Annotated in this window: 24 protein-coding genes and 1 other RNA gene; 13 read left to right on the top strand and 12 right to left on the bottom strand. The window is 63.0% G+C overall.

Annotated features, from left to right (window positions below; translation table 11 throughout):
- Window positions 1–21 precede the first annotated feature (21 nt).
- On the bottom strand, window positions 22–2088 hold the full coding sequence (locus K3146_RS07955) for a TonB-dependent receptor plug domain-containing protein (protein WP_247711122.1): 2067 nt from the start codon (window positions 2086–2088) through the stop codon (window positions 22–24).
- Window positions 2089–2393: 305 nt separating this feature from the next.
- On the opposite strand from K3146_RS07955, the gene K3146_RS07950 reads away from it, so the two are divergent.
- From K3146_RS07950 to K3146_RS07940, 3 genes are all read left to right on the top strand, one after another.
- Window positions 2394–3107 carry an ATP-dependent Clp protease proteolytic subunit gene (locus tag K3146_RS07950; protein ID WP_221545737.1) on the top strand — a complete coding sequence of 238 codons (714 nt, stop codon included), beginning with the start codon at window positions 2394–2396 and terminating at the stop codon, window positions 3105–3107.
- A gap of 180 nt (window positions 3108–3287) precedes the next feature.
- The gene (gene clpX, locus K3146_RS07945) at window positions 3288–4544 is read left to right on the top strand and encodes an ATP-dependent Clp protease ATP-binding subunit ClpX (protein WP_221545736.1); all 1257 of its coding nucleotides are present in this window, start codon (window positions 3288–3290) and stop codon (window positions 4542–4544) included.
- Window positions 4545–4612: 68 nt separating this feature from the next.
- A complete protein-coding gene (locus tag K3146_RS07940) occupies window positions 4613–5284 on the top strand; it encodes a glycosyltransferase family 25 protein (RefSeq protein ID WP_221545735.1) in 672 nt (223 codons plus the stop codon).
- Between the two features lie 117 nt (window positions 5285–5401).
- On the opposite strand, the gene K3146_RS07935 is transcribed toward K3146_RS07940, so the two are convergent.
- The 7 genes from K3146_RS07935 to K3146_RS07905 all read right to left on the bottom strand — a co-directional run bounded on the left by K3146_RS07935 (window position 5402) and on the right by K3146_RS07905 (window position 11863).
- Window positions 5402–5974 carry a fasciclin domain-containing protein gene (locus K3146_RS07935; RefSeq protein ID WP_221545734.1) on the bottom strand — a complete coding sequence of 191 codons (573 nt, stop codon included), beginning with the start codon at window positions 5972–5974 and terminating at the stop codon, window positions 5402–5404.
- An 82-nt stretch (window positions 5975–6056) separates the two neighbouring features.
- The gene (locus tag K3146_RS07930) at window positions 6057–6770 is read right to left on the bottom strand and encodes an anti-sigma factor (RefSeq protein WP_221545733.1); all 714 of its coding nucleotides are present in this window, start codon (window positions 6768–6770) and stop codon (window positions 6057–6059) included.
- Complete coding sequence (locus tag K3146_RS07925; RefSeq protein WP_221545732.1) at window positions 6767–7336, bottom strand: sigma-70 family RNA polymerase sigma factor; 570 nt, start codon at window positions 7334–7336, stop codon at window positions 6767–6769. Before K3146_RS07925 ends, K3146_RS07930 begins: the two co-directional genes overlap by 4 nt.
- Window positions 7336–8274 (bottom strand): cation diffusion facilitator family transporter, encoded by a 939-nt coding sequence (locus tag K3146_RS07920; protein WP_221545731.1) that lies wholly within the window; start codon window positions 8272–8274, stop codon window positions 7336–7338. Before K3146_RS07920 ends, K3146_RS07925 begins: the two co-directional genes overlap by 1 nt.
- A gap of 190 nt (window positions 8275–8464) precedes the next feature.
- Window positions 8465–9133: a monofunctional biosynthetic peptidoglycan transglycosylase gene (gene mtgA, locus K3146_RS07915; protein WP_221545730.1), complete on the bottom strand. Its 669-nt coding sequence runs from the start codon at window positions 9131–9133 to the stop codon at window positions 8465–8467.
- A 43-nt stretch (window positions 9134–9176) separates the two neighbouring features.
- Window positions 9177–9776, bottom strand: a complete 600-nt coding sequence (locus tag K3146_RS13465; protein ID WP_221545729.1) for a sortase domain-containing protein — start codon at window positions 9774–9776, stop codon at window positions 9177–9179.
- On the bottom strand, window positions 9773–11863 hold the full coding sequence (locus K3146_RS07905) for a marine proteobacterial sortase target protein (protein ID WP_221545728.1): 2091 nt from the start codon (window positions 11861–11863) through the stop codon (window positions 9773–9775). Before K3146_RS07905 ends, K3146_RS13465 begins: the two co-directional genes overlap by 4 nt.
- Before the next feature lie 162 nt (window positions 11864–12025).
- On the opposite strand from K3146_RS07905, the gene K3146_RS07900 reads away from it, so the two are divergent.
- Window positions 12026–12775: a helix-turn-helix domain-containing protein gene (locus K3146_RS07900; protein ID WP_221545727.1), complete on the top strand. Its 750-nt coding sequence runs from the start codon at window positions 12026–12028 to the stop codon at window positions 12773–12775.
- Between the two features lie 57 nt (window positions 12776–12832).
- Here the strand turns inward: K3146_RS07900 and rpoH are convergent, their stop codons facing one another.
- A complete protein-coding gene (gene rpoH, locus K3146_RS07895) occupies window positions 12833–13792 on the bottom strand; it encodes an RNA polymerase sigma factor RpoH (RefSeq protein ID WP_247711121.1) in 960 nt (319 codons plus the stop codon).
- 68 nt (window positions 13793–13860) lie between these two features.
- Window positions 13861–14805 (bottom strand): RluA family pseudouridine synthase, encoded by a 945-nt coding sequence (locus tag K3146_RS07890; protein WP_221545725.1) that lies wholly within the window; start codon window positions 14803–14805, stop codon window positions 13861–13863.
- A 16-nt stretch (window positions 14806–14821) separates the two neighbouring features.
- On the opposite strand from K3146_RS07890, the gene K3146_RS07885 reads away from it, so the two are divergent.
- The 7 genes from K3146_RS07885 to K3146_RS07855 all read left to right on the top strand — a co-directional run bounded on the left by K3146_RS07885 (window position 14822) and on the right by K3146_RS07855 (window position 21998).
- Entirely contained in the window at window positions 14822–15217 is a 396-nt protein-coding gene (locus K3146_RS07885) for a M67 family metallopeptidase (protein ID WP_221545724.1), read from the top strand.
- Between the two features lie 36 nt (window positions 15218–15253).
- Window positions 15254–15913 carry a histidine phosphotransferase family protein gene (locus K3146_RS07880; protein WP_221545723.1) on the top strand — a complete coding sequence of 220 codons (660 nt, stop codon included), beginning with the start codon at window positions 15254–15256 and terminating at the stop codon, window positions 15911–15913.
- Window positions 15910–16659 (top strand): N-acetylmuramoyl-L-alanine amidase, encoded by a 750-nt coding sequence (locus K3146_RS07875; RefSeq protein ID WP_221545722.1) that lies wholly within the window; start codon window positions 15910–15912, stop codon window positions 16657–16659. Before K3146_RS07880 ends, K3146_RS07875 begins: the two co-directional genes overlap by 4 nt.
- Window positions 16660–16739: 80 nt before the next feature.
- Window positions 16740–20003 (top strand): S41 family peptidase, encoded by a 3264-nt coding sequence (locus K3146_RS07870; RefSeq protein WP_221545721.1) that lies wholly within the window; start codon window positions 16740–16742, stop codon window positions 20001–20003.
- 39 nt (window positions 20004–20042) lie between these two features.
- An RNA gene (rnpB, locus tag K3146_RS07865) (RNase P RNA component class A) lies at window positions 20043–20434 on the top strand.
- 48 nt (window positions 20435–20482) lie between these two features.
- Window positions 20483–21172, top strand: coding sequence for an aquaporin (locus tag K3146_RS07860; protein WP_221545720.1), 690 nt, complete (start codon window positions 20483–20485; stop codon window positions 21170–21172).
- A gap of 43 nt (window positions 21173–21215) precedes the next feature.
- Window positions 21216–21998, top strand: coding sequence for a hypothetical protein (locus K3146_RS07855; protein WP_221545719.1), 783 nt, complete (start codon window positions 21216–21218; stop codon window positions 21996–21998).
- A gap of 24 nt (window positions 21999–22022) precedes the next feature.
- Here the strand turns inward: K3146_RS07855 and K3146_RS07850 are convergent, their stop codons facing one another.
- On the bottom strand, window positions 22023–23378 hold the full coding sequence (locus K3146_RS07850; protein WP_221545718.1) for a UDP-glucose dehydrogenase family protein: 1356 nt from the start codon (window positions 23376–23378) through the stop codon (window positions 22023–22025).
- Complete coding sequence (locus K3146_RS07845; RefSeq protein WP_221545717.1) at window positions 23379–24182, bottom strand: metallophosphoesterase family protein; 804 nt, start codon at window positions 24180–24182, stop codon at window positions 23379–23381.
- Window positions 24183–24457: 275 nt separating this feature from the next.
- Between K3146_RS07845 and K3146_RS07840 the strand changes: the two genes are divergently transcribed.
- Together K3146_RS07840 and K3146_RS07835 are read left to right on the top strand one after the other, a co-directional pair.
- Window positions 24458–25210: a TorF family putative porin gene (locus tag K3146_RS07840; protein WP_221545716.1), complete on the top strand. Its 753-nt coding sequence runs from the start codon at window positions 24458–24460 to the stop codon at window positions 25208–25210.
- 112 nt (window positions 25211–25322) lie between these two features.
- A complete protein-coding gene (locus K3146_RS07835) occupies window positions 25323–25760 on the top strand; it encodes a VOC family protein (RefSeq protein ID WP_221545715.1) in 438 nt (145 codons plus the stop codon).
- The last annotated feature ends 2 nt before the right edge of the window (window positions 25761–25762 follow it).

Genomic DNA, 25762 nt, shown 5'->3' with positions numbered 1-25762 from the left:
TTCGGGAATGCAAGCGGATCGCTAGAAGTCGCCGCTTACCGAGAAGCGGAAGATCGGACCGATGCGACGGTCCATTTCCTCGTGAAACAGGATGTCGCCATCGGGCCGTGGATCTTCGAAGACGGTCCGCTCGAAGAAGTTGCTTGCGCCGAGTATGTTGCCGGCGGTCGCGCGGACGGTGAGGCCAAGCACGTCCTTGTTCTCGACGAACAACCTCGCGAAGACCGGCCCCTCCCAGCCCCGGCCGAACTCGTAGCGGCGCGAATAGGGTGCGGGATCCTGAGAGAATATCCCGGCGCCCCAGGCCCAGGCGGTAGAGGGTATGTCGTGGCGGAAGTCGGCATCGATAACGCCGCGCTCCACGTTGGACAGGTCACGACTCTCTCCGGTGAATGGATCGGTCACATCGGTCCAGCGCTTCACTGCTCGCCCGTCGATGCGTGCGCCTTTCAGGCCGAGGGGGTCGAGATTGATGGTCGCGGTCAGTTGCACCTTGAAGCGTTGCGCATCGCCGATATTGCCGCGCGCCTCGCCGCCATCGGCGGTCGGGAACCAGTCGATCCAGTCTTCGAACCAGCCTTGTTCGAGGTCTAGGCTGAGCGAGCCCCAGGGGCCGAGGCGCTTGTTCGCCTCGAGCTCGATAGCCCAGGTCTGGAAGGGGATGAGTTCGTTGTTGCCGCCATTCTCGTTGTCGTCATTGAGCGAGACCGAGGCCAGGAAATCGCCGAAGGATAGCTGGCTGACCCGGCGTGCAAGCGTCAGCGACATGTCGAAATCGTCCGATGGCTTCCACGAGGTGGCAATGGAACCCTTGGGACGTTTGAATGATCGCGAATTTGCCGCCGAACCGGTCTGCTCGATGCGCGAGAACTCCATAGCGCCGATGACCTGGACCGAAAGCGTCCGGGAGAGCTCGCGCGAAATGGAAAGGCTGGTCTCGTAGCGGTCTTCGGTGACGCCTCCCGTCCCGGCAGGGAAGTCCAGTTCGACGAAATCGCCCGCTGCGTTGAGATCGAACAGCGAGGACACGCGGTCGAGCCGGTTGAAGGCTGCCTCGCCCGAGAACTGCCAATCCGCATTGAGCATGTTCCAGCCATATTCGAACCTGCCGATCCGTTCGCCAGCGCCATTGGTCTGCAGGAAGCGCGATCCTTGCGCATCGGACCCATCGTCGAACCGGTCGATCACCGTGCTGGAGAAATTGTCGCGCTCGAAACGCTCGAGGCCGATCAACTTGAGCTTGCCCGGTCCGAGCGGGAATTCGATATCGGCACCGATTTCGTATTGCGGGCCATTCTCGCGAATGCGTGCAAATCGGTCACGCTCGAGCCCGGCGGCGGTAACCGCCAGTTCCGGTTCGTTGCGGTAGAAGAAGTCCTCTCCATAACTCAGGTTGAGATTTGCAACTATCTCGTCGCCGAAGTCATAGCTGAAATTGGTCGAGAGCTTGGGATTGTCGAATGCACCCGAGAACTTGATGTATTGCTCTTCGATCAGCGTTCCGTCCGCCGCGGTGATCAGCACCGGACCATCGGCACCGAAGCGATTGTTGTCGTTCGAAAGGGAGACAGTGTAGTCGAGCGCGCCACTGGTCCCGGTCAGGGATATTTCGCCGCCGTAGAGCTGGGCCTCGGTATTGTGAGCGCGAAAGCCGGTGCGCCATTCGAACTGACCCGAGGCGCCGGTGTTGGTGTAAATGACATTGGCGACAAGCCCTGTCAGTCCGGGAATGTCGAGCGTGTTCCCATCAACCAGCTCGATCCGCACGATGTCACTGGCCGGGATGCGCCGAAGTTGGTCGCGCAGGCTGTCCGACTTGCTCGAAAAGCGCTCTCCGTTGACGATGACGTTCTGGTCCGCCTGGCCGAGGCCGCGCTGGCCCTGGTCGTTGCCGCCGGATATCGAGAAGCCGGGGATCCGGCTGACCATGTCGAGCGCATTGCGAGGCGCGAACTGGGCGAAAAAGTCAGGCTCGTAGATGCGCGCGGCATCGGAAGGTTCGGCCAGCGGGGCAGGCGTGCCTGCGGAATCCTCGGCGTCTTCGGCCGCAAGTGGGGCGCTGATCGCTGCACCAGCAGCGATGGCCAAGACACTGACTCCCGGTCGAAAACGCATGCAATCTCCTCAGCCCCGGATTTCGTCTACAGCTGTAGCCGCGGCGCCCAAGGTGGCGTCGACAAACGGCACTCGAACGCCGACAAAACGCATCGATATCCGACCAACGGCGAGCAAGATTTCAATTCGAGACCGAAAGGGCGCCCGGTCTTTGCGACTGCGGGCAGGGGAAATTACGCAGTGGCTGGGGGTAGTTGCGCGAATGCGTGGTTAACCCCCTTGAACATCCGCCTGCCTATGGCGACATAGGCGCTCGAAATTCTATCGGAAGGAAATCCATGATCGACCTGTTCGGAAGCGATGCGCACGGCGCGCAGGGCCAGTTTGACCGCGATCCCGTGACCGGGGCGCTGGTCCCGACGGTGGTCGAGCAGTCGAGCCGCGGCGAACGCGCCTTCGACATCTTCAGCCGCCTGCTGCGCGAACGCATCGTTTTCGTGACCGGCCAGGTCGAAGACACGATGGCCTCGCTCATCGTGGCGCAGCTGCTGTTCCTCGAGAGCGAAAACCCCTCCAAGCCGATCAGCATGTACATCAACTCGCCCGGCGGCGTAGTGACCGCCGGCATGGCGATCCACGACACCATGCAATACATCAAGCCGCGCGTGTCGACCGTCTGCATCGGCCAGGCTGCCTCGATGGGCAGCTTCCTGCTTGCCGCCGGTGAGCCGGGCATGCGCATCGCGCTGCCCAACGCTCGCATCATGGTTCACCAGCCCTCGGGTGGTGCGCGCGGCATGGCGTCGGACATCGAAATCCAGGCGCGCGAGATCCTGCGGATCCGCAAGCGCATGAACGACCTTTACGTCCAGTACACCGGCAAGAGCCTGACCGAGATCGAGAAGGCGATGGACCGCGACACCTTTCTCGAGGCCGAAGAGGCAATGAAGTTCGGCATCGTCGACAAGGTGTTCGAAGCGCGGCCGGAAACCGAAGGCGACGACGAGCCGACCAAGGACGAGGACAAGGGTTCGGGCGGCGCGCCCGAGTAAGGCCTTGGCATCGTCCCAGTCCCACCACGGGACTGTGGCTTGCAGGACATAGTTAATCGGCAAGCATGCACCTTCAGCTTATGGCAAGGGATTGCTGTTAGGTGAGATGTTGACCGAATCCCTGACCGGCCTAGAGTCGGCGAATCCCTGATTTCTAGGGCTAGCGGGGGCAAAGCAGGAATGACCGAGTTGAGCGGAACCGATAGCAAATCCACACTGTACTGCAGCTTCTGCGGCAAGTCGCAGCACGAGGTGCGCAAGCTGATTGCGGGCCCGACCGTCTTCATCTGCGATGAATGCGTCGAACTGTGCAACGACATCATCCGCGAAGAAACCAAGGCCGGCATCTCGGGCAAGAAGGACGGCGACGTCCCGACCCCGTCGGAAATCTTCGAAACGCTCAACGATTACGTGATCGGCCAGGACCGCGCCAAGCGCGTCCTCTCGGTCGCGGTGCACAACCACTACAAGCGCCTGAAGCACGGCGGCAAGGCTGGCGATGTCGAACTCGCCAAGTCGAACATCCTGCTCGTCGGCCCGACCGGCTGCGGCAAGACGCTGCTGGCACAGACGCTGGCGCGCACCTTCGACGTGCCCTTCACCATGGCCGACGCCACCACGCTGACCGAAGCCGGTTACGTGGGCGAGGACGTGGAGAACATCATCCTCAAGCTGCTCCAGGCTTCCGACTACAACGTCGAAAAAGCGCAGCACGGCATCGTCTATATCGACGAGATCGACAAGATCACCCGCAAGGCGGAAAACCCCTCCATCACCCGCGACGTGTCGGGTGAGGGCGTGCAGCAGGCGCTGCTCAAGCTGATGGAAGGCACCACGGCCAGCGTCCCGCCGCAGGGCGGTCGCAAGCATCCGCAGCAAGAATTCCTGCAGGTCGACACCACGAACATCCTGTTCATCTGTGGCGGCGCATTCGCGGGCCTTGAAAAGATCATCGCTGACCGTCTGCAGAAGCGGTCGATTGGCTTCGGCGCGCATGTTGCCGACCCGGACAAGCGCCGCGTGGGCGAGCTGCTGGAAAAGGGCGAGCCCGAGGACCTTCTCAAGTTCGGCCTCATCCCCGAATTCGTCGGCCGTCTGCCGGTCATCGCCACGCTCCGCGACCTCGATGTCGATGCATTGGTTACCATCCTGACCGAACCGAAGAACGCGCTGTGCAAGCAGTATGCGAAGCTGTTCGAGCTCGAGAATGTGGAACTGACCTTCAAGGAAGACGCGCTGCGCCGCATCGCCGAGAAGGCCATCGCCCGCAAGACCGGCGCCCGCGGCCTGCGCTCGATCGTGGAAGGCATCCTGCTCGACACGATGTTCGACCTGCCCGACATGGACGGCGTGACCGAAATCGTGATCGATGCCGACGTGGTCGAAGGCAAGAAGGACCCGATTCAGGTCCACGGGCCCAAGGAAGAAGCGGCGTAAAACTCAATACTCTTGTCGAATCTCGGCCAATGGGCTGCTAAGAGGCTTGGACCGAGGCAGGGGTGTGCATGATTTTCGACCACTACGACCGCGTCAGGATCGTAAACCTACCTGAACGTACCGATCGCCGCCGCGATATGGAACGCGAGTTCCAGAGAATCGGCATGGGCGATAGCGACAAGGTCGAATTTTTCCGCGCCATCCGCATGACCGAGCCCGGCCCGTTCCGCCGCGTAGGCTCGCATGGCAATTTCCTCGGCCAGTTGCAGATCCTCGAGGAAGCGCTGGCAGCTGGCGAATCCGTCGCAATCCTCGAAGACGATTGCCGGTTCCAGCCCGCGATCCACGACTTCGTGCCCGCACCGGACACGGACATCCTCTATGGCGGCTATTCCGGCGCGAGCGATCTCGACGACCTGGAGAACGCCAATATCATCGGTTCGCACTTCATGGCGTTCTCGCTCCCCGCGATCGAGAAGCTGGTGCCCTTCCTGCGCTCGCTGCTGGATACGTCGACACAGATCGACCCGAAGATCGTCCGGTCCGATTTCGATCCCGCCATCCGGCCGCCGATCGACGGGTCTTACGTTTGGTTCCGCCGCTACCATCCCGAACTCAAGACCGAGTTCGCCGATTTGGCGCACCAGCGCCCCTCGGCCACCGATGTCGGCGACCGCAAGTGGTTCGACCGCGCCCCGGTCGTGCGCCAACTCGCAAATCTCTTCCGCCGCTTCATGTAGGCGGAACTCGCGCACACGGAGATGCAGACCCCGCCAGCCCGGGAATCCGGACGGCGGGGCCAGTAACGCCGCTCTCTGCAGGGGAGGTGACCCGAGCGACGCTGTTGGGAATGTGCCTCAGCCGGGGAGGAAGACGCCGTTGGTGACGTGGATCACGCCATTGGTGGTCTTCACATCGGCCATCGTCACGGTGCTGGTGCGGTTTGCGCCATCGGTGATGACGATATTGTTGTCGCCCGAGAAGCTCGCTGTCAGCGTGTCGCCGGCCACGGTTTCAAAGCTGTAGCTGCCGCCGTTCTTCTTGATCGCAGCCGACAGGGCCGATGCCGGGATCCGGCCCGCGACGACGTGATACTTCAGGATGTCCTGCAGCTGGTGCTTGTTCTCCGGTTTCAGAAGCGTGCTGACCGTGCCATCGGGCAGGGCGCCGAAAGCATCGTCGGTGGGGGCGAAGACGGTGAAGGGTCCGGGCGACGACAGCGTGTCGACGAGGTCGGCAGCCTGGACTGCGGCAACGAGCGTTTCGTGCACGCCGGTCCCGATCGCGGTCTGGACGATATCGGCCTGCGCCTGTGCGGGCTTGGCCTTGTGGTTGTGGGCGAGTGCCGGAGCACCCGTGGCAACGGCGAAACCGCCCATGGCCAGAATGGATGCGGCCGCTGCCGACTTGAGCTGGGTGGAAATAGACATTGATGTACTCCTCTTTTCACAAGGCCCCGTCCTGCCTGTGCGAAGAGTTACGAAGCGTCCGGCGCGGCGGATGCAAAAAAGTTCAGATGATCTGCATTCGTCCTTCGGCGACCACCGGTCCCGCCTCGGCATCGGCCGGTTTTCCGCCTAGCGGCTCGCGTGTGAGGAGCAGGGCGGAGCCGTCTGCAAATTCCTGCGCAACGACTTCGTCCAGCTGCAACCGGCGCTCCTCGCCCGGAGCGATCACGCCGAGCGACAGCAGCGGTGTTCCTTCGGTCTGCGGGACCAGCCAGAGTTCGTGGTCGTGGACGCCGTCTGCCGCCAGCCCGCTCGCCGAAACGAGAAGTTCCCTGCGGTCGGGCAGGTAGGTAACGGCGAGGCGAAGTTGCGTGTCGCCAATCGGGATCGAGGCTGCAAGTGGTGCCTGCTGGCCCGCCGGTGGGGGCACCTGCGAAGGCGAGAGGACGATTACCGAAATCGCGGCGACTGCAGCAGCCGCTGCTGCGCCTGCGGCAATCTTCCAGCGCCGCAGGCGGGTCGATAGCGAGATGATCTCGGCGGCGTCGCCACTCTGGCCGAGTTCGCGCTCGATTTGCTGCCACACCTCTTCGCGTGGAGTTTGCGGGTCGATCGTATCCAGCAGTGGAGCGAGGCGCGCCTGCCATTGCGCGACCTCGGCCGCAAATCCGGGGTCGGACGCCTCGCGTCCGCGCGCAGCAAGCAGTTGCTCGCCCTCGAGCAGGCCAAGCGCATATTCGGCCGCCAGGATATCGTCGGGAGTGGCTTCGTCGTTCATTCGCCCCTCTCCATACAGGTTTTCAGTTTCTGCAGGCCACGGCGGACCCAGCTCTTCATGGTTCCCAGAGGCACGCCCTCGTCCTCGGCGATTTCTGCATAGGTGCGCCCTTCGAAGAAAGCCGTGCGGATCGCTTCGCGCGGGTTCTCGTCCAGCTTCTCGAGACACACATGGACACGTGCCTCACGTTCGGCATCGATCATCATGCTGTCTGCCAGCGGCGCGGTGTCGGCCAGCGGTGCGGCCTGCTCTTCGCCGACGCTTCCCTTGCGGACTTTGCCGACGCGCAGCCGGTCCACCGCACGATTGCGCGCGAAGGTGGCGAGCCAGCTGATCGGGCTTGCCCGTTCGGGATCGTAGCGGTCCGCTCGCCGCCAGAGATTGATGTAGACGTCCTGCAAGGCGTCCTCTGCTTCCTTTTCGTCCTTCAAGATACGGAGGCAGATTCCGAAAAGTTTCGCCGAGGTCGCGCGATAGATTTCCTCGAGAGCAGCCCGCTCTCCTGTGGCAAGCCGACGCATGGCGGCTTTCAGGCGGTCGCGTGCTTCCTTGCTCGCAGGCGTCATCAACACCGGGCCGTGCAGTGGATGCGCGACTGCTCGATCTGGATAGTCGCATGCCCGATACGGTGATGGTGTGCGAGTTCTTCCCCGATGCGGGCGAGAAAGCCGTCGCCCGGGTGACCATCGGGCATGACCAGATGCGCCGTCAGCGCGGTTTCGGTGGTCGACATTGGCCAGATATGTAGCTCGTGGATCTCGATCACCCCGTCCAGCCCGGCAAGATAGCCGCGTACCTTGCTCTCCGAAATGCCTCTCGGCACGCCGAGCAGGCTCATGGCTACGCTATCCTTGAGCAGGCCCCAGGTTCCCCAGGCGATGACTGCCACGATCACCATGCTGACCAGCGGATCGATCCAGTTGGCGCCGGTCAGGATGATCGCAATGCCCGCGATCACGACGCCGAGCGAGACAAGCGCGTCGGCGGCCATGTGCAGGAAGGCCCCGCGGATATTGATGTCGTGCTTACGCCCGCGCAGGAAGAGGAGGGCGGTGCCTGTGTTGATGGCGATGCCGATCCCTGCGACGATGACCATGGTGGTACCTTCGACCGGAGCCGGCTCTGCCATCCGGTGGACCGTCTCGAATGCGATCGCCCCGATAGCGACCAGCAGCAGGCCTGCATTGGCCAGCGCCGCAAGTATAGTCGAACTCTTGTAGCCATAAGTGAAGCGCTCGGTGGGCGGGCGCTTGGCCGCCACGCTCGCGCCCCAGGCCAGCAACAGGGCGAGCACATCGGACAGATTGTGCCCGGCATCGGCAATCAGCGCCATCGATCCCGACAGCCAGCCATAGATCGCCTCGACGATCACGAAGCCGGTGTTGAGGATGATTCCGATCAGGAAGGCGCGGCCGAAATCTGCCGGAGCGTGCGAATGTCCATGGCCGTGGGCGTGTCCATGATCGTGGTCATGATCGTGTGTGTGGCTGTGTCCGATACCCACTGGCAGCGCAGTCCTTCCCTTCGTCCCTGTCCGGCGGATTAGGCGAAACCGGGAGGAGGCTTCAAGAAAAATCCACGGTAAATCAACGCGATACGAAATATCAGGACTGCAATGTTATAACATTCAATAGATTGCGCAAGGCGCAAGTCGATGATTTTCCAAGGATTGGTCTGGGCTCGCGATGACAGGGCTAGTCGTAGACGCAGGCGTCCAGCCCGTCGCGGCGGACCACACCGATGCGCGCTGCAATGGTATTGCCATGCCCGCGCAGCCAGCCTTTCGGGTTTTTCACCGAGCGTTCCTTGGGCAGCGGAAGGGCAGCGGCCATGCGCGCGGCCTCGAGCGGGGTGAGCGCGTGCGCGCCTTTGCCGAAGTAACGCTGCGCCCCGGCCTCTGCGCCATAGGTCCCGATCCCCGTCTCGGCGACGTTGAGATAGACCTCCATAATCCGGCGCTTGCCCCAGACCTTCTCGATCAGGAGCGTGAACCAGGCTTCGAGCCCTTTGCGGAAATAGCCCCCGCCTTGCCACAGGAAGACGTTCTTCGCGGTCTGCTGGCTGATCGTCGAACCGCCACGAATGCGCCCGCCCTGGGCATTGCTCTCGATGGCCTTCTCGATCGCCTCGCGGTCGAAGCCGTCATGGGTGCAGAACTTCCCGTCTTCGGCCGCGATGACGGCACGCACCAAATTGCGATCGATGTTGGAGAGGCTCTCCCAATCCTTGGTGATGCCATTGCCATCCATCACCATCGTCGCGGTGACGGGTACGGGCACGAACTTGAAGAGCACTACCAGCACAAGGCTGAGGCCGACGAAACCGGCAGCCAGTTTGACGAGGAAAAGCGTGATGCGCCGCATGGGATTTCGCGCATATGCGCGCCCGGCCAGCCACGCAACGATTTCAGGCGATGCGCCTAGCCCAGGCTACCCTGCGCAGCGGCCCCGGCTGGTGCGCGTCGAACGGGAAACAGGTAGCAAGCAGCAGCATTTCCGCGCGCGGCTTGCTGGGAAGCGCAAAGCGATCCCACTCGACGGTTTGCAGCGCAGTCACCTCGAAGCGCGCCACCGATCCGTCGACGCGTTCGAGTGTCAGCTCATCGCCAACCTCCAGCTCGCGCATCCAGGCGAAATGAGTTTCCCGATGCGCGCCGAGCAGCGTCACGTGGCGGCCATGGCGGGTCGGGAACTCCGCCGGCCCAAAGGCCATCGCCTCACCCGATCCGCCCGACAGCACGATGTCGCTCTCGCCCAGCCGGTCGGCGGTCAGCCGCGCCACGGCGCTCGCATCGGCCCAGGGCCAGGGCCTGATGGCCGTTCCGCTTGCCAAGCCCTGTTCGAAACTGTGCGCGAGCAGGATTTGCGCGACCACCGCCTTCGCCGGGTACCACGCGGCCGAGACCGCCTTGGCCCCGCCCACCGTCAGCAAGAAGCCGGCGAGCGCGAGCAGGAGGGCGCGCCTCCAACCGCGCCCTCCCTCCGGGGAAAAGCTGAGCCGGTTCACGCGACGCGCATCCTGCGGCTCCACAGCAGGGCGAGGAGGCCAAGCAGCATGAGCAACAGGCCCTGGAACAGCGCGCTGCGGAAGGGGAGCGAACCGCGCGGGAGATCGAGCTGCTCGCCCTCCTCGGCCTCGCTTGGCGGTACTGCATGGCTGGCGGACAGCTGCTGGCCGAACAAGTGATCGAAATCCCAGCCGGCCGGCAGCAACAGCGGCAGTTCCTCGCGGGTCAACCGCTGACCTTCGGGGCGCGAGGGTGTTTCGTCCACGGCCACGAGGCTGGTGCGGTCGGTCACGATGTGGAACTGCATGCCCAGCGCCTCGACCTGGCTGTCAGCCTCGGTCCCGTCGATCTGGTAGGACCAGCGCTGCGCCTCGATGTCGGAGATCCTGCGCCGCGCCCACAAGCGGGCGACCGAGCCGCTTTCCTGCGCTTCGTCGAGGTCGAGCGTGTTGCTCCAGCGTTGCTTGCCGACAAGGCCGGTTACCGTGAGCCTGCCCGACAGCTTGGCTGTGCGCCCGAGCAGCACCAGCGGTTCGCCCGCGTAGAGATCGGGCAGCACCCTCGGCGTGAGGTCGAGGCCATTGCCGCTCACCGACACGGCAAGCTGCGTCACCACCGGCTTCGACAGGCGATTGAGCATGCGGCGCATCTCGCTTTCCGCCTCGCCATCGCGTCCGACATGGGTGAAGGTCCCACGGCCGGCCTCCGCCATGCGGCGCATCAGGTGGCTGTTCGGCGCCGATCCAATACCGACCATGAACACCCGGCTGCGACCGAGCGAGGTCGATATTTCGCCCATCATCTCGCGCTCGTTCGACAGGCCGCCGTCGGTCAGGAAAATGATCTGGCGGATGGCCTTGCCCTGCGGATCGTTGTCGCGCAGCGCGGCGCGCAGGGCGGGGAGCATGTTCGTGCCGCCCTGTGCCTCGAGGTTCTCGGCATAGCGGCGCGCATGGGACACGTTGCGCGGCGTCGCCTGCACCGCGTCGGAATGCAGCATGGTCATCGAATCGTCGAAACGGATGATGTTGAAGCGATCTTCGGGCCTCAGCGTGGAGAGAGCGTAGACGAGGCTCCTGCGCGCGGCGGGCATGGATTCGCCCGCCATCGAACCGCTGTTGTCGATCACGAAGATCATCTCGCGCGGCGGCATCTTCTCGCGGGTCGTCGGGGTTGGCGGCGTGATTGTCGCCATGACATACTCCTCGCCGTCGAAGGACTGGCGGAAGAGGCCGACCTTCGGAGTGCTGCCCTCGGTCTCCCAGCGCAATACGAAATCGCGGTTCGCCGGCACCTCGCCCCTGCCGAGCTCGACGCGTGCAGTCTGCGCGGTGCGGCTGATCGCGATGTCGTGATAGGGGCTGTCGATATTGGTCGGCGCGAACCCGGGAGCGAGCGCGACCGAGATGCTGACCGGGTTCAGGTCCTTCGAGATCGAGGGATGGGCAATCGGCGCGTTGACGTCCAGCGCGTCCTTCACTGCAGCCGTGCCGGTGATCGTATGCGGCGGGACGTAACGCAGGCCCGCAACCAGTGGCAGCCTCAGTTCATAGCGACCCTCGACCTGTCGCACGGGCGCCTGGAACTCGATCTGTACCAACACCGTTTCGCCCGGTCCGATATTGGCGACCGAGTTGCGGAACAGGTTGGGCCGATGCTGTTCGACAAGGCCGGCCTTCTGACCTTTCTCCATCGCCTCTTCATAGATCTCGCGCGCTTCCTCGCGCGGCTTGATACGACCGATGATGATCCGCTCGCCTACCACCATCTTGAGCGTGTCGACGGCGCCGTTTTCGGGCAGCGGATAAAGATAGGTCGCCTCCATCCACTCGTCCGATGTGTTGCGGAACGCCTGCGTCACGGTGACGCGGGCCACTTGTCCGGAAACCTCGGCCTTGATGTCGGTACCAAGCCGGACTGCGGGGAGTTCGGTGGTGCTGCCCTTGGCGCGCAGCATCAGGCCGCCGGGCTGCTCTTCCGCCGATTCCTGCGCTCCGGCGAAGGACCAGAAACCGGCCGCGAACAGCAGGATCAGCAGCGTGGCGAGGAACCGGAACAGGGTGGGCGCGTAAACAGTTCGTCGCATGTAAGTCTCCGTTCATCTTGCTTCACTTATCCCATATGTCGAGGGAACGGCGCCGCGCCACGGGATAAAACGGCCAGTTTCGGCCACTTGGGGCAACAGATCGGAAGACGGGTGCAGAGATGTGCGGTTTTGTCCGGAAACCGCATGCGGAAAGGAGAGGAAATGGCGTCCTTGGCCATGCAGGAAGCGTTCGACAGCGAGATCATCGGCCTGAGGCTGCGGGAGGAGATCGCGCGCCGACGAATGTCCCGCCAGACGCTTGCGGAGCGCGCTCGGCTCAGTCTTTCGACACTAGAGAAAGCGCTCGCCGGTCGCCGCCGCTTTACCCTTGCCACCATCGTGCGGCTGGAGGAGGCGCTCGGTGCTCCGCTGCGCGACCTGGACGAACCAGCCATCGCGCCCGCACCCATGCTCGCTCCGGCGGAGATGGGTTCCTACTCACGCCCGGCGGTCGAGTGGATCGAGGGCGATTATCTCACCCTGCGCCCCAGTTTCGGCACACCCGATGCGATCTATGCCTATTGCACACAGATCCGCTGGAGCGAGCGCAAGGGGCATCTGGTCTTCACCGAGAGCGACCGCGTTGATGAAGGCTTCGAGCAAGCCGGCTTCGTGTCGATGCCGCACCTCTCGGGCCATGCCTATTTGATGACCGGGACAGCCGGGCAATACCGCATGATCGTCCTCGGCCGCGCGACGCATGAGGGACGGATGTACGGCTTGCTCACCACGCTCCAGGTCGGCGTGGGATCGCAGCTGGTCCCCGTGACATCGCCCATCGCTTTCGTGCCTGTCGATCAGGTCGAGGGCCTGGCACCGGGTGTGCTCGCACAGGATACACCGGCAGGACGCCTCGCGAGCGATATCCTCGATACGGCGACCGCTGCCGATTTCTGCCGCTTGAGGACATGAAAAAGGCCCACGTCGCTGTGGACGCGGGCCTTTTCGATTTCAGTGCAGCAATAAGCCTCAGGCGACGCCCGGGAGCAGCCTTTCGCCGGCGATGGCCTTCATCGCCTTCTGCAGCTTCTCGAACGCGCGCACTTCGATCTGGCGGATGCGTTCGCGGCTGACGTTGTAGACCTGCGAGAGCTCCTCGAGCGTCTGCGGGTTCTCCGTCAGGCGGCGTTCGGTGAGGATGTGCTGCTCGCGCTCGTTGAGGGCTTCCATGGCCTCGCCCAGCATTTCGTGGCGAACCTGCGCTTCTTCGGCATTGGCAACGGTTTCGTCCTGCAGCGGACGGTCGTCGGTCAGCCAGTCCTGCCATTCGCCCGAACCTTCTTCGCCATTGCGCATTGGGACGTTGAGCGAACCATCGCCGCCCATCATCATCCGGCGGTTCATGTTGACCACTTCCTGCTCGGGCACGCCGAGGTCGGTCGCAATCTTCTGGACATCGTCCGGATGGAGGTCGGTGTCCTCATAGGCGTCGAGGTTCTTCTTCATCCGGCGCAGGTTGAAGAACAGCTTCTTCTGCGCGGCGGTGGTGCCCATCTTAACGAGCGACCAGCTGCGAAGGATATATTCCTGGATCGACGCCTTGATCCACCACATGGCATAGGTGGCGAGGCGGAAGCCGCGATCGGCTTCGAATTTCTTCACGCCCTGCATCAGGCCGACATTGCCTTCGGAGATTAGGTCCGAAACGGGCAGGCCGTAGCCGCGATAACCCATGGCGATCTTCGCCACGAGACGCAGGTGCGAGGTTACGAGCTGCGCAGCAGCCTCGCTGTCCTCATGCTCTTCATAACGCTTGGCGAGCATATATTCCTGCTCTTGCGTCAGCACGGGGTACTTCTTGATTTCGGAGAGATAGCGGTTGAGGCTCTGCTCACCACCGAGCGCCGGAACGCTCAAACTTCTAGTGTTACTCACTCTAACCCTGACCTTTCTTTCGTCGACCTCGCTCGCCGGACCCCTGCTGGGCATCCGGTCTTTCGGGCCACTTGGTTACATATAGCGCAAACGGCGCGAATTTGCATCAACTTTCGTCGATTTCAACGAGCGGTTTCGTCGATCAGTTCCCGCATATCTGCGGGCAATTCGGCGCAGAAATCCAGGCTTTCTCCGCTGATAGGATGTCTGAATCCGAGCCGCGCCGCATGCAGCGCCTGGCGCCGGAAATCGAGCTCGTCGAGAACGCAGCGAAGCGGTTTGGGAGTGCGGCCGTAAACAGGGTCTCCCAATAGCGCATGACCGATTGACGCGCAGTGAACGCGCACCTGGTGGGTGCGCCCGGTTTCGAGGCGACATTCGATCAGCGCCGCATGGTTCAGGCGCCTGACCGTCTCGTAATGCGTGACGGCATGCTTCCCGCGCGTGCTGTCGTCGGGAAGAACCGCCATCTTCTTGCGATCCTTGTCGGAACGCCCGATCCTGCCTGAGACGGTGCCGGATGGCGGGTTGGGGTGGCCGGCGCACACGGCCAGGTAACGGCGCGTGATCGAATGGTCGGCGAACTGGCCGGCGAGTCCCTCGTGCGCGGCATCGCTCTTGGCGACGACGAGCAGGCCCGAAGTGTCCTTGTCGATCCGGTGGACGATGCCCGGGCGCGCGACGCCGTTGATGCCCGACAATTGCCCCGCGCAATGATGCAGCAGGGCGTTGACCAACGTGCCATCGGGATTGCCCGCCGCCGGATGGACGACCATTCCCGCAGGCTTGTTCACGACCAGCAAATGCTCGTCCTCGAACACCACGTCGAGAGGGATGTCCTGCGCCACGGTCTCCAGCGGTTCGGGCGGGGGCAGGGTGATGCGATAGGCTTCGCCGCCCGAAAGCTTGGCGGAGCCCGATCTTGCATGTTTGCCGCCCACCTCGACCGCGCCGTCGGCAATCAACCCCTTCACCCGCTCGCGCGACAAGCCTGTCGCTTCCGCCAGAGCCTTGTCCAGGCGTCCTGCGGTTTCGAGCGTTCCGGTGAGGACTTCGTGCGAAGACATGCTAGGGCCATGCGCGATGACGCTGGAAGTCTCAAGCCAACTTCTCGAAACCCTGCTGGCCGAAGCCGCCGCGGCGCATCCGCGTGAATGCTGCGGGATCCTGCTTGGCGAGGGGGAGAGGGTGGAAACCTCTCTTCCAGCAAAAAATATTCATCCGGCGCCCGAGAACCACTTTGAAATCGACCCCCAGGTGCTGATCGATGCGCATCGCGATGCTCGCGCTGGCGGCCCGCAAGTCGTTGGCTACTACCATTCCCACCCCAACGGCTTGCTTGAGCCCTCGGCCACCGATGAGGCCACGGCGGCAGGTGATGGGACCATCTGGGCAATTATCGCGGCAGGGCGCGTCACCTTATGGAGGTCAGGGGATGCGGGGTTCGCTGCGCTTCCCTATGCCGTTTCGGCTCGCTAGAAGGCTGCCCACACCCGCTTTTCGATACGGAATTCCATGAACGAACAAGACTCGATCGACCTTGCTGCAATGCTTTGCTCGCGCCTGTGCCACGACATGCTGAGCCCTGTCGGCGCGCTCAACAACGGGCTCGAGCTGTTGGCGATGGAAGACGATCCGGAGATGCGTCGCAACGTGATCGACCTGCTCGAACAGAGCGCGAAGACCTCGACCAACAAGCTGAAATTCTTCCGCCTCGCTTTCGGTGCAGCTGGCGGGTTCGGTGACCGGGTCGACGTCGACGAGCCCAAGTCGCTGATCGATGCGCTGGTGGCGGACAAGGACAAGATCGAAATCAACTGGGCGATCGAGGCCGCCAACCTCGCCAAGCCGGCGGTAAAGGTCCTGCTCAACCTCTCGCAGATCGCCATCGATGCGCTGGTGCGCGGCGGCACGCTCGATATCGGGGCGGAAATCCGCGACGGCAATTGCGAGATCGTGGTCCGTGCCACGGGCACCAAGATTGGCTTCGACGACAATATCGGCAAGGCGCTCGACGGCAGCCTGCCGCATTCCGAACTTTCTAGCCGGACTGCGGCGGCGCATATGATCGCCTTGCTGGCAGAGCAGGCGGGCGGCGGCGTGCAGTATGCCAAGACCGACGAAACGCTAGTTCTCGGCGCGGTCCTCCCCGAAGCCAAGGACCTTATCGGATGAGCTCCGATTTCGGCGAGATCGGGGCGGGCCTGCCGGAAGCAAACGACGAACTGGTCGACCGCAAGGTCCTCTCGCCCAATCACGACGAGCGCAAACTCCCCATCTCCATGGTGGTGATCCACTACACCGAGATGGAGGACAAGGGCTTCGCCATCGAACGCCTGTGCGATCCCGAAGCGAAGGTTTCCGCGCATTACCTGATCGGCAGGGGCGGGGAAGTCGTAAGGCTGGTGCCGGAAGAGAAGCGCGCCTGGCACGCCGGCCTGTCCTACTGGCGCGGCATCAAGGACGTGAATTCGGCGAGCATCGGCATCGAGCTCGATCATCCGGGCCACAAATACGGCTATTGCGAGTTCCCGGAAGCGCAATTGGAGGCGCTGGTCCCGCTCGTGGCGCGCATGGTCAAGCAGTACGACATCCCGCGCGCCAATGTGGTGGGTCACTCGGATGTCGCGCCCGCTCGCAAGATCGATCCGGGCGAGCTCTTCCCGTGGGACCGCCTCGCCGAGTATGGACTGTGCCTGCCGCGCCCGGAAAAACTCGAACGCGGCGACCCCTTCGACAATGATGCGAGCTTCTATCTCGCGCTCGAACGCTATGGCTACGACATCACCGATGGTCACAAGGCGGTCGAAGCCTTCCAGCGCCGCTGGCGCCCGGAGAAGATCAATGGCGTGATCGACGGCGAAATCCGCGCGATCCTGTTCCAGCTGCTCCTCGACCGGGACCGGGGACTCTCCCGCTAGCCCGAGTTGTTCCGCCCGCCGGGCACTTCACAAGCGCCGCGTTAAGTTGCACAACTCCCTGACCAAATAGGGAGAAGAGAATGCTGCGGAAGTTTGCGCTTGGCCTGCTGGCCACCACCGTCATGGCCTCGCCGGCAATGGCTGAGACAAAGCTGCTGCGCGACCCGGCGCTTTCCGACGAACACCTAGCGTTCGCCTATGCCGGAGATATCTGGATTGCCGATCCCGACGGTTCCAATCCGCGCCGCCTGACCAGCCATGCCGCCGACGAGCGCGATCCGGTATTCTCGCCCGATGGCTCGATGGTGGCCTTCAGTGCGAATTACGATGGCAATTACGATGTCTTCGTGGTCCCCGCCGCAGGCGGCACGCCCAAGCGCCTCACCTGGCATCCGGGCAGGGACATTGCGAGCGACTTTACGCCCGATGGCCGGTCGGTCGTCTTCCAGTCGGCGCGCGAGGTCGGAAATGGTCGCTCGGCGGAACTCTACCGTGTCCCTGTTGGTGGTGGATTCCCGGAAAAGATGTCCGAGATAAAGAGCATCGGCGGGACTTTCGATTCGGTGTCCGGACGCTTCGCCAATGTGCCGGGTATCAGCGGCTACAACGGCCTGTGGGGTGGTAGCGCGGGCTGGCGCGGCTATCGCGGCGGCACAGTACCTTCGATCGAGGTGGTCGATTTCGATGCCGACACGCTGAACGAAATTCCCGGCGAAACTACGACCGAATTCGATCCCGAATGGATGGACGGAAATTTGTTCTTCCTCTCGGACCGGAGCAACAAAGTCTTCAATGTTTTCCTCGCCGATCCGGCGGGCGGCGCTCCGACTCAGGTAACCGCCGAGACCGAATGGGACGTGCGTGCCTTCGATGCACGCGGTGGCCGGATCGTCTACGAGGCCGGCGGCGAGCTCAAGTCACAGGATCTTGCCACCGGGCAGGTAACCGTGCTGCCGATCACACTCGCGCCCGACCTGCCGATGCGCCAGCCGCAATGGAAGAATGTCCGCGGCCAGATTGAGGAAGTGCGGCTGTCTCCTTCTGCGAAGCGCGTTGCGGTGACTGCTCGCGGCGAAGTGTTCACCGTCCCGACCGACAAAGGCAGCACGCGCAACATCTCCGCCTCCTCGGCCACGCGCGACTATACAGGTATCTGGTCGCATGACGGGACCAGGCTTGCCTATGTAACCGACAGCGATGGCCAGCAGACTCTGGTGATCGAGGACCAGAGCGGGATCGAACGTCCGCGTCGCATCGCGCTCGGCAGCGATTTCTATCGCCTGATCGACTGGGGAGGCGAGGGGAAATACATCATCTATTCGAGCAATCGGCTTGCGCTGCATGGGCTCGATGTCGCGACGGGGCGCAGCTGGACCATCGCCACGAGCCCGCGCCGCAATGGTGACAACGATGCCGCAATCTCGCCCACCGGCAAGTGGATGGCCTACACGACGCGCGGCACCAACTTTAACGCGGCGCTCTACCTCTACGATCTCGATACGCGCCAGTCCTATCCGGTGACCGGCGAGTTTGCAGACATCTCCTCACCAGCCTTCTCCAAGGACGGCAAGCTGCTGTTCTTTGCTGCGTCGACCAATGCCGGACCGCAGCATGTCGGCCTCGACATGTCGAGCCAGGAGCAGCCTTATCGTGCGGGCCTCTATGCGGTCGTGCTCGAACGGGCCGGAAAATCGCCGCTGGCTCCCGTGCTGGCGGACGAGAGCGCTGAGAAACCAGGTGGCGACGAAGGCAAGGATGACGACAAGAAGGACGCAAAGCCGCTTGTCGATCCTACGAACCTGATGCGTCGCACGGTGGCCCTGCCAGTGCCTGAAGCCGCCTATGGCAGCCTTGCGACAGGCAAGGACGGTGCGCTCTATTACGTGAGCTATGTCCAGCCCGGAAACACCAATGCGCCTCCGGGAAGCGGTAGCCAACAGGCCGATGCGGCCCTGATGCGGTTCGACTTCGAGGAGCGCGAGGCAGCCGAGCTGATGCGTGGTGTGGTCGGTGTGCAGACCGATGCTTCCGGCGAGAACCTGCTGCTGGTCAAGGCAGACGAGAGCATCGCCACCAGCAAGGCGGGCGAAAAGCTGGAGGCTGAGCCGGTCGACCTTTCGGGCCTGAGAATGAAGATCGATCCGGCGGCCGAATGGCAGCAGATCTTCGACGATGTCTGGCGCATGGAGCAGGCGTATTTCTACGATCCGAACATGCACGGCCTCGATTGGCAGGCCGTCCGGCGCAAGTACGAGCCACTGCTGGCGCATGTCGGACGCCGCGAGGACCTGAACGAATTGCTGGTCGAGATGATCGGCGAGATGCATGCCGGGCACAATCGCACCGGCGGCGGTGATGTGTATGACGGGTCGAACAGTTCGCCCGGCCTCCTGGGCGCTGACATCGCGCTGGTGGGCAATCGCTACCGCATCGAGCGGATCTTCGATGGCGAACAGTGGAATCCATTCATAGATGCCCCTCTCTCGGCTCCCGGCGTCGATGTTCGTGAGGGCGACTACATCCTCGCGGTGAACGGTCGAGAGCTCACCGGCGCCGACAATATCTTCGAGGCCCTGTCGGGCGCTGCGGGTACGCAGATCTCGCTCACGGTTGCAAACGCCCCGGGCGGCGAGCGCCGGACGTCGACGGTTGTCCCCGTCGGCGACGAGCGCGGGCTGCGGCTCTGGTCGTGGGTCGAAGACAATCGCCGCAAGGTGGAGCAGGCGACCAATGGCCGGGTCGGCTACGTCTACATGCCCAACACGGCAGGGGCGGGATACACCTTCTTCAACCGGATGTATTTCGCGCAGTCGGACAAGCAGGCGGTGATCCTGGACGAACGGTCGAATGGTGGTGGCCAGGCGGCGAACTACATCATCGATGTGCTGAGCAGGCCCTATCTTTCCGGCTGGAAGGATCGCGAAGGCCTGGTCTTCAACACTCCGGGCGGTGCCATTCACGGGCCCAAGATCATGCTGATCGACCAGGACGCCGGCTCGGGCGGCGACTGGATGCCCTATGCTTTCCGCGAGGCGGGACTCGGCCCGCTCATGGGAACCAGGACCTGGGGCGGGCTGATCGGGATCAGCGCGAATCCGCGGCTGATTGATGGCGGCTTCGTGACCGTGCCCTATTTCCGATTCTTCGACACGCAAGGGCGCTGGTCGGTCGAGAACGAGGGTGTCACGCCGGATATCCCTGTGGAACTGGACCAGCTCGCGCTCGACAAGGGCCGCGACACCCAGCTCGAGGCTGCGATCGCCTGGACGCTGCGCGAACTCGAGGAGAACCCGCAACGCGATCCCAATTGGGCACCCGCCTATCCGACCGAGCTGGGCGAATAGGCTTGGAATGATGGCGCTGCGTGGCTACATCGCGCAGCGCCAGGGGGCCGGGCAGCCGCGTGACCTAGTCGCGAGGAAAGTCCGGGCTCCACGAAACAAGGGTGGCGGGTAACGCCCGCCGTGGGTAACCACAGGGAAAGTGCCACAGAGAGCATACCGCCGATGGCCCGCAAGGGATCAGGCAAGGGTGAAAGGGTGCGGTAAGAGCGCACCGGGGTTCTGGTAACAGCGCCCGCATGGCAAACCCCACCCGGAGCAAGGCCGAATAGGGGCGGCGCGCGAAAGCAGGGGTGTTTCTCCCCAGTCGCCCGGGTTGGCTGCTTGAGTCTTGAAGCAATTCAAGACCTAGACGAATGGCTGCCGCCGCGCGGCAGGTCGTGAAAGCGATACCGCACGCGGGACAGAACCCGGCTTACAGGCCCCCTGGCACTTTCCTTTGCACTGCGGTTTTGCCAAGGATCTCCGCGTCGAAAAAGCGCATGCGGGGACGGGAGGATTACTTGCAACGTAGGCTGGTAGCGGAGGCTCTGGGGAGCTTCTTCCTTTTCGCTGGCGTCGTGGGTTCGGGCATCATGGGGGAAGCCCTGTCGGGCGGGAATATCGCCGTCGCGTTGCTTGCCAACTCGGTTGCGACCGGAGCGATCCTGGCGGTCCTCATCGCGATGCTCGGCCCGATCTCCGGTGCCCACTTCAATCCTGCGGTGACGCTGGCCTTTCTGATCCGGCGCGAAATCGCGCCACTGGAAGCGGCCGCCTTCGTGCTGATGCAGATCGGCGGCGGCATCCTTGGCGTGTGGGCCGCGCACTTCATGTTCGACCTGCCCGTCTGGCAGCTATCCGAGAAGGTCCGCACAGGCTCCGGCCAATGGCTTGGCGAGGGCATTGCGACCTTCGGCCTAGTGCTCACGATCCTCGGCACGATCAGAGTGGCAAAGGCGTGGGTTCCGGCAAGCGTGGCGCTCTATATCACTGCGGCCTACTGGTTCACTTCCTCGACCAGCTTTGCCAATCCGGCCATAACCATCGGCCGTAGTCTCACGAACAGTTTCGCGGGCATCGCGCCCGCCGATGTTGTCGGGTTCGTCCTTGCACAATTCGCCGGGGCAATAGCCGCCACGGTCCTGAGCAGCTGGCTCTTCAGGGGAGAAGTGCGAAGCGGCGAAGAATAGTGCTCTGAGGAACCAAGCACGGTGTCCGGCGATTGGCCCGGTCATGAGCACATCGACCCATCGCAGCGCCGCGCAGCGTATCGCCATCATCCTTGCCGTCGTGATCCAGATCGGGGCGACATTCCTGCCGCAGCTCGGCTTCGGCGAGCCGATTGGCGAGCGTTCGGACAGCGTTCGCACCCTCATCACGCCGGCGGGATGGGCCTTTGCGATCTGGGGGCCGCTGTTTTTCGGCTCGGCGGTCTACGCGATCTGGCAGGCGCTGCCCGGACAGCGCGACAACACCTTGCTCGAGCTGATCGGGTGGCCTTCCGTACTGGCGCTCTCGATGCAGGGGCTGTGGGCAATCTACACCCAGTTCGCCAATCTCACGGCGATATCTGCGCTGATCATCCTGACGTCGCTGGTGGCGCTGCTCGACATCCTGCGCAAGCTGGTGGCATTCGAGCGGCCCTTCAGCCGGGCCGAGCGCATCATCGTCACGATCACCTTCAGCGCGCTTGCTGCGTGGCTGACCGCGGCAAGTATTGTGAATATCTCCGCCGTATTGGTCTTTCACGGCATTTTCGACGACGGCCCCTATCCGCTCGTCACGGCGGCCATTGTCGTGGTGGGCGGGGTCATCGCCGCGCTGGCGGTAGCGCGTAGCCGCGGCAATCCGTGGTACGCGCTCGTGTTCTGCTGGGCCCTGCTGGCGATCAATGCCAAGGGCGGGCAGGAGTATGGGGCGATTGCGCTTGCGTGCCTCGTCTCAGGGCTTCTGGTGCTTGGTGCCATGGCGGTCGGCCTCAAGGATCGCGCCAACCGCCATCACTGGTTCGGTTGACGTGACCCGACGGGGCAAAGCCGCCTAATTGCGGCGGCGGTCACCCTTGCGGCGGTCGCCCTGGCCGGTCTCGCCATGGCCGATGCTGGTATAATAGAAGCCCTTCTCACGCATTTCCTTGGCGCGGTAGATGTTGCGCAGGTCTACGAGGACGGGTTCCTTGGCGAGATCCTTAATCCGGTCGAAATCCAGCGCGCGGAAAGCGTCCCACTCGGTGACGATGGTCACCGCATCGGCACCTTCGATCGCCTTGTAGGGATCATCGACCATGGTCACTTCGGGCATTAGCGGCTTGGCCTGTTCCATGCCTTCGGGGTCATAGGCGGCTACCTCAACGCCCGCATCGGTCAGCGCCTGCGAGACCGCGATGGCCGGGGAATCCCGCATGTCGTCGGTGTTCGGCTTGAAGGTAAGGCCGAGCATGGCGACCTTCTTGCCGCGGGCGGCATCCGCACCGCCCAGCGCGTCGAGCACCTTGCGGCCCATGGCGCGCTTGCGGCTTTCGTTGACCTGCACCACCGCCTCGACGATGCGTGTCGGGCTGTCGTAATCCTCGGCCGTCTTGAGCAGGGCGAGCGTGTCCTTGGGGAAGCACGAACCGCCATAACCGGGGCCTGCGTTGAGGAACTTGGGTCCGATGCGATTGTCCATGCCGATGCCGCGGCTCACGTCCTGCACGTTTGCACCGACCTTTTCGCACAGGTCGGCCATCTCGTTGATGAAGGTGATCTTCGTCGCGAGGAAAGCATTGGCGGCATATTTGATCAGCTCGCTGGTGCGGCGACCGGTGAACAGGATCGGCGATTCATTGAGGTAGAGCGGGCGATAGACCTCGCGCATGATCTCGCGGCCGAAATCGTCTTCCGCGCCGATCACGATGCGGTCGGGGCGCTTGAAATCGTCGATCGCGGCGCCTTCGCGAAGGAACTCGGGGTTGGAGACCACCGAGAAGGTGTGGCTGGTGCCGCTGTCCTTCAGGATGCGCTCGACCTCGTCACCCGTGCCCACGGGCACGGTCGACTTGGTCACCACGACCGCGTCATTGGCGAGGTTCTCGCCGATTTCCTTTGCCACGGCATAGACGAAAGAGAGGTCGGCGTGTCCATCGCCGCGGCGGCTGGGCGTGCCCACCGCGATGAAGATCGCATCGGCACCCTTGATGCCTTCGGCGAGGCTGGTGGTGAAGGTCAGGCGGCCCGCCTTGACGTTGCCGCCCACGAGCTCTGCCAGGCCCGGCTCGTAGATCGGCATGATGCCGTCATGCAGCCGGTCGATCTTGGACTGGTCCTTGTCGATGCAGACGACGTCATGCCCGAAATCGGCGAAACACGCGCCCGATACCAGGCCCACGTAGCCCGAGCCCACCATTGCGATCTTCATTTAGGTATCCACCTTCTCAATCTGGATTGTGCCGTCCTCGCCGGCAATTGCCTGAATAGTGCGGCGTCCTTCGCCTTCGAGCACCAATGCCGTCAACCTCCCAGTTCGAAAGGCTCCCGTATCGATACCGATTCGGTGCTGCGTATCGACAACATCTTCAAAAATCGTATGTCCATGCACCACGACGTGGCTCATCGGTTCGGCGAACTTGAGGAAGCGGTCGCGAATCCAGCGCAGGTCCGATGGCTTCTGTTCCTCCACCGGCAGCTTCGGATTGATCCCTGCGTGGACGAACACATAGTCGCCGGCGATGATCAGATCCTCGAAGCTCTTGAGGAACTTGCGGTCCTTCTTGGGCACCGCCTTGTCCATCGCTTCCTGGAGCTCGGACATCTTCATCTTGTCGTATTTCTTCTTGGGAATGCCGTAACTCATCACGGTTTCCCGACCGCCATGCTTGAGGAAGTGGCGCAGGATCTCGCGGTCCTCGAAGCTGTCGAGGAACATTTCCTCGTGATTGCCGGCAAGGTAGCGCACCTTGCGGTCCATCCCCCATTCGCGAGCGAGGGTGATGACGCCCGCGCTGTCCGGGCCGCGGTCGACAAGGTCGCCGAGGAATACGATCGTGGTGTCGGCAGCCCCGAATTCCGCGTCATCCTCCTCGATCGCCGCTTTCAACTGCTCCAGCAGGTCGAGCCGGCCGTGCACGTCTCCGATCACATAATAGCGCTCGCCTTCGGGAACGCGTGCGATGCGGCGTTCAGGCTGGCTGGAAGCGAATATGCGGCGGATGGATTCGAACATCGGACTTACATGGGAAGGTTTTTGGCGCAAGCGAGCGCTTAGGACAGCGCGCGACAGGCGGCAAGGGACGGGCCGCGCAGGAACCCCTTTCGCAGTTGCACAATAGACACGCTATTTGCTGCGATAGCGAAAAGTTTCTGCATCTTACTTGCGTCCCCCCGGCAGCTAGTGCACGATTATGTCGATTTCGCCCGAGGAGCCTTTCCTAAAACCGGGACCCGGCGAAAACGCAGGTGGGACGAAGCACCAATACGAACCTAATCAGGAGTTCGAGAATGCTCACGTCCTTTCGCGGCCTTGCGGCCGTTTCCGCACTTACCCTTTCCGCAGTTTCTGCGCCCGCTTTCGCGCAGGATGACGATGCCGACACCGGCGAGATTGAGCTTTCGGGCAATGTAGCGCTCGTCAGCGACTATCGTTTCCGCGGTGTGTCATTCTCCGATGGCGATCCTGCGCTGCAAGGCGGCATCGACCTCGCACATTCGAGCGGCTTCTATGTCGGCACCTGGGGTTCGACCATCTCGGGCGGCTCGCCCTATGGCGAACTCGAGCTCGACATCTACGCCGGCTTCGGCGGCGAACTGGCCGAAGGTGTCAGCTTCGACGTCGGCTTGCTCTACTACATCTATCCGACCGAGAACGAACTGGCCAACCTCGCCGATGTCGATACCGACTATTTCGAGCCCTATGCGTCTGTCTCTGGTGACCTGGGTCCGGTGAGCGCGACGCTCGGCGTTGCCTATGCCTGGGACCAGTCCTCTCTCGGTGATGACGACAACCTGTACCTCTACACCGACTTCGAGACAGGCATTCCCAACACCCCGCTCTCGCTGACGGCGCACCTCGGCTATACCGACGGCGTATTCGCCACCCAGGCCGATGGCAGCAGCTTCGACTGGGGACTGGGCGCATCCTACGCTGTGACCGATAGCCTCAGCCTCGGCGTGAACTACGTGGATACTCAGGGCCCATCGGTGGAAGATTTCACCGACGCCGGTATCTTCTTCACGATCGGTTACAGCATGTAACCGCTTGCAAATGATCACCGCCGGTCCTTGAGAATTCGCCGGCGGTGTTCAAAGGGGCGTGCTGTAAGGCGCGCCCCTTTTTCTTTGCGCGTCGCATGCCTAGCTTGGGCAGATGACCAGATATCTCCATTCCATGATCCGCGTGGCCGACCCGGAAGCCGCGGTTGCCTTCTTCAAGCTGATCGGGCTCGAGGAAGTCCGCCGCAAGGAAAGCGAGAAGGGCCGCTTCACACTCATCTTCCTCGCCGCGCCCGGTCAGGAAGGCGTGGCGGAGCTCGAGCTGACTTATAACTGGCCACCCGAAGACGGCAGTGCGCCGGAGGCCTATGACGGCGGGCGCAATTTCGGGCATCTCGCCTACCGGGTGGAGAATATCTACGAGACCTGCCAGCGGCTTGCCGATGCAGGCCATACGATCAACCGCCCGCCGCGCGACGGGCACATGGCTTTCGTCCGTTCGCCCGACGGCATCTCGGTCGAGCTGCTACAGGACAGCTATCTGGAACCGGAAGAGCCCTGGGCGAGCATGGAGAATACCGGCAGCTGGTAGGC

The sequence above is a fragment of the Qipengyuania vesicularis genome, from assembly GCF_019711415.1.
Lineage (GTDB): Bacteria > Pseudomonadota > Alphaproteobacteria > Sphingomonadales > Sphingomonadaceae > Qipengyuania > Qipengyuania vesicularis.
Note: the sequence above shows the minus strand (reverse complement) of the source record. Positions and strands in the feature narration are given on the sequence as shown.